We start from the raw sequence: 12,734 nt of genomic DNA on the forward strand, positions 1-12,734 counted from the left end.
CCGAATAGACTGATCGGGGCGCCCGGCGAGGCCTCGGCACCCGTCGCAACGGGAGGACGAGACACCAGCATGAGCACCGCGACCAACGTCGAGGCGACAGCAGTCAACACGATCGAGTGGCTCGCGGCGGGCGGCACCACCATCGTGGTCCCCGTGTATCAGCGGCAGTACCGATGGGACATCGGCGGCTGCGAACGACTGCTGTCCGATATCCGCGCTGTGGCAGGTGAAGACGACGCCCACCGCCACTTCATCGGCTCGATCCTCTCCGCGGAGGACGGCGTCTCGTCCGATGCCGACCTCATACTCATCGACGGCCAGCAGCGCATCACCACGCTGATGCTGCTGGTCGCCGCGCTGCATCACTCGATCCGCGACACCGACCCGCCCCTTGCGGCCGATCTCGAACGCGTGCTCGTCCGCTCCGATTCCCCCGATCGCACGAAGCTGCGCCCCCACGACGCCTGGGCTGACCTGTATGAATCGGTCGTGTTGGATCGACGCGGCGATGCCGACCGCGAGTCGCGCTTCGACGACAACTACGCCTTCTTCCGCAGTCAGATCCATGTCGACGAGGTGCCGACCATCTGGCGAGGACTGCAGAAGCTCGAGCATGTGTCTATCACCCTCGGCGCTCGCGCCAACGCCCAGCAGATCTTCGAGAGTCTGAACTCGACGGGCGAACCGCTGCGTGACCATGAGCTCATCCACAACTACATCCTCATGGGACTCAGTCACGCCGAGCAGGTCGACGTCGAGACACGCTTCTGGCTGCCGATCGAACGGCACACCGGTGAGGCGATCGGCGCCTTCTGGCGGCACTACCTCGTGTTCATCACCGGCCGCGAGGTCGCCGCGAACGGGGAGCACGGCGTCTACAGCGCCTTCCGGCAGTCGTTCCCCCGCGTCGACGTCGCCCACCTGCAGGCCCATGCGGCGCAGTGGCGACACTATGCGGAGATCTACGGCATCCTGCTCGACCCGTCGCAGGAGCAGGACCCTGAGATCGCGCAGCAGCTGCGTCACGTCAACACCTTCGGTCGTTCCTCGTACCCTCTCGTGATGAGCGCGTACAGCGACCACGTCCGCGGGGTCATCGATCGCGAAGAATTCATCGAAACCCTGGAGTGGCTGCAAGCCCTGTACCTGCGCCGCGCGCTGGTGAACCTGCCGGCCGAACGACTCGTCGCGAGACTGTGCCGTGCTCGCCGTGACGGCAGGGATGCTCTCGCGCGGGCGTTCGCTCGCATCACCCCGTCGGACGAGCGGGTGAGCGCGGTGCTGAAGTACAGCGAACTCCCCCACCCCGCCTACGTGCTCGGACGGTTGGAAGGCGTGGACGACCTCGACGCGTACGACATCGAGCACATCGTCCCGTCCGTGCCGGGCGACGCGTGGTCCGGTGACGGGACACGCCAGTGGAGCGACTACTCCGAGGACGAGCAGAACAGCCATCGCGCCCTCGCCCCGACCCTCGGCAACCTCACCCTGCTCGAGGAGCACCTCGCGGAGCGCGTGTTCGGCGCCTCGTTCCCTGTCAAGCGCTCGGACGCGTACGCACGCAGCACGGTACCGGCGACGCGCGAGTTGGCCGAGGTCGACTCGTGGAACACCGCGGCGATCACACGCCGTACCGTCGCGCTCACCTCCGACCTGATCCGCATCTGGGCGCGACCCGCCCTGCCCGAGATCGACGACGACGGACTGACTCCGATCCTGGATGCCGTGCGCCGCCGCGGGTGGCCGACCGGATGGGAGCGGGAGTTCGACTACGTCGAGTATCGAGGTGAGCGCTGGGAGGTGCCGGACGTGAAGTACCTCTTCAACCGGGTCTTCCGCCGCGCCTGGACCGACACGAGAGACGCGGCCCTCGCCTACTGCGCCGCACACGGAGGGCCCATCTATCAGGACATGGCCTGGAAGGGGCAGTGGGACGAGCTCGGCGAGGGGCACTTCCTCTACATGGGCTGGGATTCCAACTACATGATGACCGCTGTGCAGGGTGTGCTCGAGGAGTCGGGCATCGCCTCGGAGGTCTTCGTCAAGTACTCCTACATCGGGAATGTGATGTGAACATGAGCACCATCGTGCGCAAGCTGCAGGATCTCACCGTCGAAGAGCACACTCTCACGGTCCCTCTGGTGTGGGGTGACCCCACGGACCATCGAACGATCGACGTCTTCGCGCGCGTGGTCGCTCGCGAGGGCGGTGAGACCCTCCCCTACCTGGTGTTCCTGCAGGGCGGACCCGGCCACGAAGCGCCGCGGCCCTTCCACTCGTCGACGTCGCCCGCCTGGCTCGACGAGGCGCTCGCCCACTACCGTCTGGTGCTTCTCGACCAGAGAGGCACCGGACGTTCGACCCCGGTCGGCGATCTCGATCTCGAACGTGGGGCGGCAGCGGTCGCCGAGTATCTGACTCATCTGCGGGCCGACGCGATCGTGCGCGACTGCGAGGCCCTGCGCGAGCACCTGGGAGCCACCACCTGGAGCGTGCTCGGACAGTCCTTCGGCGGCTTCACGACGCTCGCGTACCTCTCCACAGATGCCGCATCCCTCGAAGACGTGTTCATCACCGGCGGGCTCAGCGCGGTGGGGCGCCACCCCGACGATGTCTACGCTCTCTGCTACGACAAGATGCGGGATGCCTCCGAGCGCTACTACCGCCGTTTCCCCGAGCACCGCGACGCGATGCGAAGGCTCGTCGATCTCGCGGATGCGGGCGACATCGTCCTCCCCGACGGAGAGGTCGTCTCCCGCTCGCGCCTGCGGTCGATGGGGTCGGCCCTCGGCACCGACGACGGATGGCAGACCGTCTGGTCGCTCCTGGAGCGCGATCCCGCCTCCAACGCCTTCCGGTACGACCTGATGCACGCGATGCCCTACGACGGCCGCAACCCGCTGTACTTCGCCTCCCACGAGTCGAGCTACGCCGATGGCCACGCCACTCGGTGGTCCGCCGAGCGCACCGAACCCACGGACTTCCGCGACGACCCGACGCTGTTCACGGGCGAGCACATCCGCCGCGAGTGGACCGAGTCGGTGCCGGCCTTCCAGCCGTGGCGTGATGTCGCCCTCGAGCTGGCGGAGTTCGAGTGGCCGCAGATCTACGACGCCTCAGCGATCGCCGCATCGGACACCACCGGCGCCGCCGCGGTCTACGTCAACGATGTCTACGTGCCCTACGAGTTCTCGATCGAGACCGCGAAGCTCCTGCCAGGGGTACAGCTCTGGCAGACGAGCGAGCATGAGCACAACGGCCTGCGTTCCGGCCCCGTGCTCTCCCGCCTGATCGACCTCGCCCACGGTCGACGCATCCGCTGACGGTATCCGCCGAGAGGAGGATGTCCTCTGCTCGCCTTCCACCTACGCTGGGGGCATGAACGAGGGTTGGGGTGTGGTCGTCACCGCGGGCGTGCTCCTGCTCGTGGTCTCTACCGTGATCGTCGTGGTCGCCTTCGGGTTCTCGAGGGTGCCCCTCGAGAAGAAGTACGAAACGAGCGGAGGCGGACTCGGCGGTGCGTTCGACGCCGTCTGGTCGCCGTCGGCGCACGAGGCCGGCATCGAACGCGACCGTCAGACGCAGCGCACCGCTCCGGCACCATCTCCTGGCGATCCACCGGACGCGATCGACGACGGTCGGATACGACTCGATCTCTGAAGCGAAGAAGCGCCCGGGGACACACGAAGAAGGCCCCACGCTCCGAGGAGCATGGGGCCTTCCGTGTGGCAGTCGTTACTTGGACGAGCCGCCGAAGCCCTTGAAACGCTGGTTGAACTTCTCGACGCGGCCGGCCGAGTCCATGATGCGCTGCTTGCCCGTGTAGAACGGGTGCGAAGCCGAGGAGATCTCGACGTCGATGACGGGGTACTCCACGCCGTCGAGCTCGATGGTCTTGTCGCTCGAGACGGTCGAACGGGTGAGGAACGTCTCGCCCGAACCCAGGTCGCGGAACACGACAGCCTTGTACTCGGGGTGAATGTCAGTCTTCATGGGATTCCTTAGTTGCTGCCCTGGATTGTGCCAGGGACGAGGGAAGTCTGCGGTGCAGAGAGCACCAAGGGTCGATTCTATCAGACCCTGATCAGGACGCCGCGCGCGCGGCGTAGCGTCCGTCTTCGCTGCTGAGCACGATCGGCATCCCGAACGTGTCGGTGAGCGCCTCGGCAGTGAGGGTGTCCGCGATGGGACCGGCCGCGACGACGGCGCCGTCGCGGATCAACATCACGTGGGTGAACCCGACCGGGATCTCCTCGACGTGGTGCGTCACCATCAGCATGGCCGGCGTGGTCGGGGACGACGCATATCCGCTGAGGAGCGCGAGGAGCTCCTCACGGGAGCCGAGATCGAGGGAAGCCGTCGGCTCGTCGAGCAGCAGCAGCTCGGGATCGGTCATCACGGCACGCGCGATCTGGACCCGCTTCTGCTCGCCGTCGCTGAGCGTACCGAACGTCCGGTCGGCGAGGTGGTCGAGACGCCAGTCGCCGAGGACACGGAGCGCCCGACGCTCATCGATGTCCTCGTAGTTCTCGTTCCAGCGGCCGAGCACGGAGTACGCGGCGGTGAGCACGGTGTTGAGCACGGTCTCGTCGCGGGGCACGCGCTTGGCCATCGCCGACGACGCGAAGCCGATGCGCGGCCGCACCTCGAACACGTCGGTCCTGCCGAGGGTCTCCCCCAGCACGGTCACCGTTCCGGCCGTCGGGTGCATGAGCGTGTCGGCCAGCTGCAGCAGGGTCGTCTTGCCCGCCCCGTTCGGGCCCAGGATCACCCATCGCTGGTCGTCGTCGACCCGCCAATCCACGTGATCGATGATGTTGCGCCCCTCACGGCGCACGACGACGTCGGTGAATTCCAGAGCGCTCGGCATGCCCCCAAGCCTATCGGCTCAGGCGGTCAGCTCCGCGTAGAGCGCGCGGGTCGTCTCGGCGATCGCCGCCCAGCTGAACTCGCTGCGTGCCCTCTCGCGCCCGGCTTCGCCGTACGCACGCGCGCGATCGGGGTCCATCGCGACCTCGGTGAGCACGGCTGCGAGGTCGGCCACGTAGCGCTCCGGGTCGACCGGCGTGCCCGTTCCGTCCTGCACCTGCTCGATCGGCACGAGTCGACCGGTCACGCCGTCGGCGACGACCTCGGGGATACCGCCGGTCGCCGTCCCGACGACCGCCGCACCACAGGCCATCGCCTCGAGGTTCACGATCCCCAACGGCTCGTAGATGGAAGGGCAGACGAACGTCGTCGCGGCCGTGAGGATCGCCGAGAGCTCGTCGCGGGGAAGCATGCGCTCGACCCAGATGACACCGTCCCGCTCCTGCTGGAGCAGGCGCACACCCTCCTGGACCTCCGCCATGATCTCCGGCGTGTCCGGAGCACCCGCGCAGAGGACGAGCTGCACCTCGGGAGGGAGGAGCCGCGCCGCCTGCAGCAGGTACGGCAGCCCCTTCTGCCTCGTGATGCGGCCGACGAAGACGACAGATGGACGTGCGGAGTCCATCCCGATCGATCGCAGGAAGGGTTCGTCGTGCACCGGACGCCACCGGTCGACGTCGATCCCGTTGTGGATCACCCGCACCTTCGCCGGGTCCACCTGCGGGTAGCTGCGCAGGATGTCGGCGCGCATCCCGGCGCTCACCGCGATCACGGCCGCCGCATTCTCATAGGCCAGTCGCTCGATGCCGCTCGACACGGCATAGCCACCACCCAGCTGCTCGGCCTTCCACGGCCGAAGGGGCTCGAGGCTGTGCGCCGTCAGCACGTGAGGGATGCCGTGCAGCTGCGAGGCGAGATGACCGGCGAAGTTCGCGTACCAGGTGTGACTGTGCACGATGTCGGCGTCGGCGATGGCCGACACGATCTCCAGATCCGTGCCGAGCGTCTGGAGCGCGGCGTTGGCTCCGGCGAGTTCCGTCGGCGTGCGATAGGCGAAGGTGCCCGCCTCATCGCGCGGTGCCCCGAAGGCGCGGACCTGGACGTCGACGTGCAGCCGGAGCGCTGCGACGAGCTCGGCGACGTGCACGCCGGCACCGCCGTAGACCTCCGGCGGGTACTCCTTCGTGATCATTTCAACTCGCATGTCTGAACGCTAGTACAGCGAGGAGGATGGCATCTATGGTGGAGCCATGTCCGCTCCAAAGAAGGTCTTCGGGATCATCCTCGCCGGCGGCGAGGGCAAGCGCCTCATGCCCCTCACGGCCGACAGAGCGAAACCCGCAGTCCCGTTCGGCGGACAGTACCGACTCATCGACTTCGCCATCTCCAACCTCATCAACTCGGGCCTCCGGCAGATCGTCGTGCTGACGCAGTACAAGTCCCACAGCCTCGACCGGCACATCTCGCAGACCTGGCGCATGTCGGCTCTCCTCGACTCGTACGTCACCTCGGTGCCCGCTCAGCAGCGCCTCGGCAAGCGGTGGTTCTCCGGCTCCGCCGACGCGATCCTGCAGAGCATGAACCTCATCAACGATGAGAAGCCCGACATCGTCGTCGTGATCGGTGCGGACCACGTCTACCGGATGGACTTCCGACAGATGCTCGAGGCGCACATCGAGTCGGGCGCGAAGGCCACGGTCGCGGGGATCCGCCAGCCGCTCGCACTCGCGTCGCAGTTCGGCGTGATCGACGCCGACGCGGAGTCGGGTCGGATCAAGCAGTTCCTGGAGAAGCCGACCGACATCGCCGGGCTCGAGGACTCGCCGAACGAGGTACTCGCCTCGATGGGCAACTACATCTTCGACGCCGATGCGCTGATCGCCGCCGTCGAAGCCGACGGGGAGTCCCCCGTGTCCGGTCACGACATGGGCGGCGACATCGTCCCGTACTTCGTCGAGCGCGGCGAAGCAGGCTACTACGACATGAAGCAGAACGAGGTTCCTGGGTCCTCGCCACGCGACCGCTCGTACTGGCGGGATGTGGGAACCATCGACTCCTTCTTCGATGCGCACAGGGACCTCATCTCTACGCTGCCGATCTTCAACCTGTACAACATGGAATGGCCGATCCACTCGCAGGCGGTGAACTCTCCGCCTGCGAAGTTCGTCAGGGACTCCGTCGGTCGCATCGGCAACGCGATCGACTCGATCGTCTCCCTCGGATCGGTGCTGTCGGGCACGCACCTGGAACGCAGCGTGGTCGGCCCGTGGACGCTCGCGGGGGGCGGATCGACCATCACGGACTCGGTCGTGTTCGATCACGTGCAGGTCGGGCAGGGTGCGCGCATCCACCGCGCCATCCTCGACAAGAACGTCGTCCTGGCCGACGGCGCGACGGTCGGAGTCGATCGCGAACGCGACCTGGCCCGTGGCTTCACCGTCACCGAGTCCGGCATCACCGTCGTGGGCAAGGGCGTCTTCATCGAGCGCTGACGCGTCATGCGGCGCTCAGGCGGTCCGGGCGGTCGCTAGGCTCGACGGGTGACCGCTGCGCGATTCCTCGTCGTCCTCGATGCCGATTCCACCCTCATCCGCAACGAGGTGATCGAACTCCTCGCCGACGAAGCAGGCCGTCGTGCCGAGGTGCAGGCGGCGACCGAGGCGGCGATGCGCGGCGAAGTGGATTTCGCGACGAGCCTGCGCTCCCGGGTCGCGGCGCTGGCGGGAGTCCCCGTGTCGGCGTTCGAACGCGTGCGGGCACGCATCGAGCCCACCCCCGGAGTGCGGGATCTCACGGCGGCCGTCCACGACCGCGGCGGTGTCGTCGGCGTCGTCTCCGGTGGGTTCCATGAGATCCTCGACGGCGTGGCTCCGGAACTCGGCGTCGACCGCTGGCGAGCGAACCGCCTGGGCGTCGCGGGAGGGGTGCTCTCCGGCCAGGTCGACGGCGACATCGTCGACGGAGCCGCGAAGGCCGCATCCCTCCAGGAGTGGGCCGCGGAACTCGGTGTCGGCCCGCGCGCCACGATCGCCATCGGCGACGGCGCCAACGACCTGCCGATGATGGCGGTGGCGGGGCTCGGAGTCGCCTTCAACGCGAAGCCCACCGTACGGGAGAGCGCCGCACTCGTGGTCGGACCGCAGGATCTCTCCGAAGTCATCGCTCTGCTTCCCTAGGCGGATTCCTCTGGCGAATGTCCGACGCCGGCCTTAGCGTCGACGCATGGACATCATCCTCATCCCCGGGCTCTGGCTCGATGCGTCCAGTTGGGAAGACGTCATCCCTTCTCTGGAAGCGGCAGGGCATCGCGCTCACCCGCTCACCATGCCCGGTCTCGGCGAACCGGCGTCGGCGTCGTCCGAGGTCGGCATCTCGGATTGGGTCGATGCCGCGGTCGCGGCGGTCGACGCGCTTTCCGGTGACGTCGTCGTCGTCGGTCATAGCGGCGGAGGAAACGTCGCATGGGGTGTCGTCGATGCGCGCCCCGAGCGTGTCGACCGGGTCATCTTCGTCGACACGGCGCCCCCGCCGACAGGAAGCGGCATCAGCGAGTTCGAACTCGTCGACGGCGTGGTCCCGTTCCCGGGGTGGGACTTCTTCCCCGACGAGGACGTTTACGATCTCGATGAGGCGACCCGTGTGCGCACGACACCGCTCACCCGGAGCGTGCCAGCGAGAGTGCCGACCGACGGCATCGTCCTGCGTGACCGGGCGCGGTATCGCGTGCCGGCGACTCTGCTCATGGGCGGCGTGGATCAGTCCGCGTTCGAGGAGATGATCGACCAGTGGGCCGGGTATGCCGACGAGTTCCGTGCGATCGACGATGCCGAGGTGGTTCTCATCGGCTCCGGGCACTGGCCGCAGTTCTCCGTGCCTGAACGGCTCGGAGAACTGCTCACTGCCTCGATCGCGAGGTGAGCACCACGGTGCGGATCAGTGGCCCATCCCGAGTCCACCATCGACGGGGATGACCGCGCCCGAGATGTAACCGGCGTCGTCACCGGCGAGCCACGTGACCACGCCAGCCACCTCGTCGGGGGTCGCGAACCGCGCGGCGGGGATGCTCGCCTTGTACTGCTTCTGTGTCTCCTCGGGGAGCTCCGCGGTCATGTCGGTCTCGATGAACCCCGGAGCGACGACGTTCGCGGTGATGCCGCGCGCACCGAGTTCGCGCGTGATCGAGCGGGCGAAGCCGACGAGGGCGCTCTTCGACGCCGAGTAGTTCGCCTGGCCGGCGGACCCATACAGACCGACGACACTCGAGATCAGGATGATACGACCGAACCGAGCGCGCAGCATGCCCTTCGAGGCGCGCTTCACCACGCGGAATGTGCCGCCGAGGTTCGTCGCCACGACGCTGTCGAAGTCGTCCTCGCTCATGCGCATGAGGAGGGTGTCCTTGGTGATCCCCGCGTTCGCGACGACGATCTCCACCGGGCCGAGCTGCTGCTCCACCTCGGTGAACGCGGCGTCGAGCGCGGCGGCATCCGTGACATCCGCCCGGACGGTGAGGGTTCCCTCCGGTCCTTCGCCGCTACGCGCGGTCACCGCGACACGATATCCGTCCCGCACGAAGCGCTCCGCGATGGCACGGCCGATACCGCGGTTTCCGCCGGTGACGAGGACGACGCGCTCAGCGCTCATGAGGACACTCCTGCTCTGGACCTGCGGCCCGAGGTCTCGGACCGTCATCGATCCTACCGACGATGCCCCGAGCGACGATGCCGCGGGCCACCACCGCGACGTTGACACATGCGGACGCTGCTGGAACCCTGATCGAGACGAAAGGGCACCATCGTGAGCGACAACCCCACTCCTCCCCCGCCAGGCGACGCACCGTTCGCGCCGGAACCGCCGGCCCCGCTGAGCGCCCCGCAGGCCGCCCCCGCCCTCCCCGCGTATCCGACCGCGCCGTACCCGCCCCAGCCGCCGCAGACCGTCCAGCCGCCGCAGCCCGGTCAGGCCTACCCCGGTGCCCCTCCCGCGTATCCCGCCCCCGCCCCGCAGGCGTGGCCGGTGCAGCCGACCCCCGGGACCGCGACCCCCTACGGAGCCTACGGCGCACCCGCCTACCCGGTTGCTCCACCGCGTCCCACGAGCGGACTGGCCATCACATCCCTGGTGTGCGGCATCGCCGGTGTCGTCCTGATCTGGGCGTTCGTCCCTATCCTCGCCTCCATCGCCGCCGTCATCACCGGCCATATGGCGATCAAGCAGACCAAGAACGATCCGAGCGTCGCAGGACGCGGAATGGCCATCGCCGGGCTGATCCTCGGTTACGCAGCGATCGCCATCGGTGCCTTCACGCTCATCAGCGTGATCATCAGCTTCCTGTTCGTCGGAGCCTTCAGCCTGCCGTTCATCTTCTCGCGCTGATCCGCGGCCGAAGCGGCACGCCGGGAGGCCCGCACCGGCGTAGGCTTGAGACATCGTGAAGAACGCGCGTCAAGTCCCGGCCGTCACCTCCCTGCCGCAGTCTCCGCAGGACGAGGGTGACCACCGTGTGCGTCGTTACGTGCTCACGATGTCCATCCGCATCGCGTGCTTCGCCCTGATGGTGCTGGTGCAGCCGTACGGGTGGTACACGTGGGTCTTCGGGATCAGTGCGGCCGTGCTCCCGTACATCGCCGTGGTGTTCGCCAACGCGGGCAGCGACAGCACCGAGATGACAGCCGAGTCGCCGCGACAGGAGCTGGAGGGTCCCGGGCCCGCCCCGATCGCGAACGAGACGACCAGCCCCCAGGTGTTCACGATCCACGAAGGCCCGAAGGACCGATGACAGAGCTCGAATGCTCGCGCGCCGGCTGCCGGAGCGCGGCGACCAGACAGGTCGTATGGCGCAACCCTCGCATCCACGCCGCCGACCGGGAGAAGATCTGGCTCGCGTGCGACGAGCACGTGGACTACCTCCGCGACTACCTCGCGGCGCGGGACTTCCCGGTGACCGTTCGTGACGGGGCTCCCGCATGAGTCAGCGAGTGATCCGGTGGGGCGTCTACGTGCTGATCGCCATCGGATTCGCGATCGCGTGTGTCTTCCTGTCGAACTGGCAGTTCGAGCGGAACGAGACGAGAGCCGCGCAGATCGAGCTCGTCGAGCAGAACTACGACGCCGAGCCTGTCCCCCTGGCAGACCTCATCGGGGAGGACGGCGCTCTCGACCCCTCGGATGAGTGGCGCCCGGTGACCCTGCAGGGCGAGTATCTGAGTGACAAGCAGCTGCTGGTGCGAAACCGCCCGCACGGCGGGACGAGCGCCTTCGAGGTGCTGGTGCCGTTCCGTGACGCCGACGGGCGCGTGTTCATCGTCGACCGGGGCTGGGTGCCTCCGGGCGACGGAGACGCTCCGGATTCCGTGCCGGCACCGCCCACGGGCGAGGCAGAGGTCACTGTGCGCCTCCGACCGGGCGAACAGCTTCCGGCATCAGGTCGCGGCGCCCCGGAGGGTCAGGTGCCGACCATCAACCTCCCGGCCATCGCCAAGCTCGTCGACGGCGATGTGATCACCGGCGCCTACGGCCGCATCATCAGCGAGAGCCCCGCGGGCGGAGGCAGTCTCGGTGGATTCGACTCCCCCACGGATGACCCCGGCCCGCACCTGTCGTACGCGATCCAGTGGATCCTGTTCGCGCTGATGGGCTTCATCTTCATCGGCTACATCATCCGGACGGAGATCGTGAAGCACCGCGAAGAGGTCGAAGGCGTGCCGTCTCCGATCAAGGTCAGCCGCCGCAAGGACCATGACGCCGACGTGGAGGACGAGCTGCTCGACGTACGCTGACGGCCGTCAGCCGCGGTCACTCCGCCGACCACGGCATGGGACGCTCCGGCAGTCGCGAGCTGTCGTCGGGAAGGGGTGGTAGCGCCTCCCCACCCGCTCGAAGGCAGAGCCACCGCAGTTCGCCGGGGCTGTCCGGCCGTGCTCGCCACGTACGGGCGACCCCTTGCCCCACCCGGACCACGGTCCCCGGCCCTACTTCCACCACATCATCGTCGAGACCCATCTGCCCTCGCCCATCGAGGAAGACGTACACCTCCTCGATCTTGCGGTGCACGTGCCAGTACCCCGCTTCCTCCCCCGGCTGCAGGGCATTCGCGGTCATCCCGATGTACTGCATCGTCAGTTCGTGATCCACGACACGACGCCCATCCCGCGAACGCGCGGCGTCGAAGCCGCCGTGATGCGCGCGCCATTCCTCGAGCGCTCCGATCTCCACCACCTGATAGCCGCTCATGCGTGCTCTCCCTCTCCGACCGTCGTCCCGGTCATGGCCGCGGCCCCTGCCACCGTGAAATCCCACGCGGCTTCCGTTCTCCGATACACGATCCGCGTGTGATCACGGTCGGCTGCCCCTTGCCAGAACTCGACGCGGGTCGGCACGAGCCTCCACAGGGCCCAGTCCCCCGGCGCGATGCCCGCCCTTGCCGCCGCAGACCGCGCCGCGAGATCGGCAGCGCTCTCGGCCTCTCCAGCCTCCTGAACCCGTCCACGCACACGGACGGCTCTCACGAGCGGCTGCCACCAGAAGTTCAGCGCTCCGACAGGGTTGCTCGCGATCTGTCGCCCTTTGCGAGACAAACGCGCACCGGCGAAGGCCCACCCTCGCGCGTCGACGTTCTTGAGGATCAGCGTCCGAGCATCCGGTATGCCGTCTCCGTCGACCGTCGCCAGGGTCGCCGCATGGGGCTCGGGGACTCCGGCGGTAACCGCATGTCGGATCCAGTCCAGGAAGAGCGGAACCGGGTCGACGGGAAGTTCCGTGACATCGAGCGCTGGCGCGACACCGGTGAGCGCCGCTTGTGCACGCAGCCAGCTCCCGGTATCGGATGAGGGCGATCGGGGGTCCGTCGGCATGTTCTCGACTAT

The 12,734-nt window shown here is 67.8% G+C and carries 16 protein-coding genes; 10 read left to right on the top strand and 6 right to left on the bottom strand.

The genetic code is table 11. The annotated features are described in order from the left end of the window. Positions 1-69: 69 nt before the first annotated feature. The 3 genes from AB4070_RS02720 to AB4070_RS02730 are packed head-to-tail and all read left to right on the top strand — an operon-like array spanning position 70 to position 3,660. Positions 70-2,073, top strand: coding sequence for a DUF262 domain-containing protein (locus AB4070_RS02720; protein ID WP_441978793.1), 2,004 nt, complete (start codon positions 70-72; stop codon positions 2,071-2,073). A 2-nt stretch (positions 2,074-2,075) separates the two neighbouring features. Beyond that, positions 2,076-3,323 carry an alpha/beta fold hydrolase gene (locus AB4070_RS02725; RefSeq protein ID WP_441978794.1) on the top strand — a complete coding sequence of 416 codons (1,248 nt, stop codon included), beginning with the start codon at positions 2,076-2,078 and terminating at the stop codon, positions 3,321-3,323. Positions 3,324-3,378: 55 nt separating this feature from the next. Continuing rightward, positions 3,379-3,660 carry a hypothetical protein gene (locus AB4070_RS02730; protein ID WP_441978795.1) on the top strand — a complete coding sequence of 94 codons (282 nt, stop codon included), beginning with the start codon at positions 3,379-3,381 and terminating at the stop codon, positions 3,658-3,660. Positions 3,661-3,735: 75 nt separating this feature from the next. Here AB4070_RS02730 and AB4070_RS02735 read toward each other — a convergent pair whose 3' ends face one another. The 3 genes from AB4070_RS02735 to glgA all read right to left on the bottom strand — a co-directional run bounded on the left by AB4070_RS02735 (position 3,736) and on the right by glgA (position 6,073). After that, on the bottom strand, positions 3,736-3,993 hold the full coding sequence (locus AB4070_RS02735; RefSeq protein WP_021200734.1) for a type B 50S ribosomal protein L31: 258 nt from the start codon (positions 3,991-3,993) through the stop codon (positions 3,736-3,738). 91 nt (positions 3,994-4,084) lie between these two features. Further along, entirely contained in the window at positions 4,085-4,870 is a 786-nt protein-coding gene (locus tag AB4070_RS02740; protein WP_179516044.1) for an ABC transporter ATP-binding protein, read from the bottom strand. An 18-nt stretch (positions 4,871-4,888) separates the two neighbouring features. After that, positions 4,889-6,073, bottom strand: a complete 1,185-nt coding sequence (gene glgA / locus AB4070_RS02745) for a glycogen synthase (protein ID WP_441978796.1) — start codon at positions 6,071-6,073, stop codon at positions 4,889-4,891. Positions 6,074-6,119: 46 nt separating this feature from the next. Here glgA and glgC point away from each other — a divergent pair, with 46 nt between their 5' ends. From glgC to AB4070_RS02760, 3 genes are read left to right on the top strand one after another with little or no spacing between them, the layout of a single operon-like run. Beyond that, a complete protein-coding gene (gene glgC, locus AB4070_RS02750) occupies positions 6,120-7,361 on the top strand; it encodes a glucose-1-phosphate adenylyltransferase (protein WP_045264846.1) in 1,242 nt (413 codons plus the stop codon). 48 nt (positions 7,362-7,409) lie between these two features. Then, complete coding sequence (serB, locus tag AB4070_RS02755; RefSeq protein ID WP_441978797.1) at positions 7,410-8,045, top strand: phosphoserine phosphatase SerB; 636 nt, start codon at positions 7,410-7,412, stop codon at positions 8,043-8,045. A 46-nt stretch (positions 8,046-8,091) separates the two neighbouring features. Beyond that, entirely contained in the window at positions 8,092-8,787 is a 696-nt protein-coding gene (locus tag AB4070_RS02760; RefSeq protein ID WP_441978798.1) for an alpha/beta fold hydrolase, read from the top strand. A 15-nt stretch (positions 8,788-8,802) separates the two neighbouring features. Here AB4070_RS02760 and AB4070_RS02765 read toward each other — a convergent pair whose 3' ends face one another. Beyond that, entirely contained in the window at positions 8,803-9,513 is a 711-nt protein-coding gene (locus AB4070_RS02765) for a beta-ketoacyl-ACP reductase (protein ID WP_017830420.1), read from the bottom strand. A gap of 153 nt (positions 9,514-9,666) precedes the next feature. On the opposite strand from AB4070_RS02765, the gene AB4070_RS02770 reads away from it, so the two are divergent. The 4 genes from AB4070_RS02770 to AB4070_RS02785 are packed head-to-tail and all read left to right on the top strand — an operon-like array spanning position 9,667 to position 11,648. Next, entirely contained in the window at positions 9,667-10,245 is a 579-nt protein-coding gene (locus tag AB4070_RS02770) for a DUF4190 domain-containing protein (RefSeq protein WP_441978799.1), read from the top strand. A 55-nt stretch (positions 10,246-10,300) separates the two neighbouring features. Continuing rightward, the gene (locus AB4070_RS02775; protein WP_441978800.1) at positions 10,301-10,648 is read left to right on the top strand and encodes a DUF3099 domain-containing protein; all 348 of its coding nucleotides are present in this window, start codon (positions 10,301-10,303) and stop codon (positions 10,646-10,648) included. Then, entirely contained in the window at positions 10,645-10,839 is a 195-nt protein-coding gene (locus tag AB4070_RS02780; RefSeq protein WP_046749137.1) for a hypothetical protein, read from the top strand. Before AB4070_RS02775 ends, AB4070_RS02780 begins: the two co-directional genes overlap by 4 nt. Further along, positions 10,836-11,648 carry an SURF1 family cytochrome oxidase biogenesis protein gene (locus tag AB4070_RS02785; RefSeq protein WP_441978801.1) on the top strand — a complete coding sequence of 271 codons (813 nt, stop codon included), beginning with the start codon at positions 10,836-10,838 and terminating at the stop codon, positions 11,646-11,648. The genes AB4070_RS02780 and AB4070_RS02785 overlap by 4 nt, the downstream gene beginning before the upstream one ends. Positions 11,649-11,664: 16 nt before the next feature. On the opposite strand, the gene AB4070_RS02790 is transcribed toward AB4070_RS02785, so the two are convergent. Next, complete coding sequence (locus tag AB4070_RS02790) at positions 11,665-12,102, bottom strand: cupin domain-containing protein (RefSeq protein ID WP_441978802.1); 438 nt, start codon at positions 12,100-12,102, stop codon at positions 11,665-11,667. After that, positions 12,099-12,722, bottom strand: a complete 624-nt coding sequence (locus AB4070_RS02795; protein WP_441978803.1) for a pyridoxamine 5'-phosphate oxidase family protein — start codon at positions 12,720-12,722, stop codon at positions 12,099-12,101. Before AB4070_RS02795 ends, AB4070_RS02790 begins: the two co-directional genes overlap by 4 nt. Positions 12,723-12,734: the final 12 nt, after the last annotated feature.

Origin of the sequence: Microbacterium sp. 2RAF4 (assembly GCF_052115285.1) — a bacterium.
GTDB lineage: Bacteria > Actinomycetota > Actinomycetes > Actinomycetales > Microbacteriaceae > Microbacterium > Microbacterium oxydans.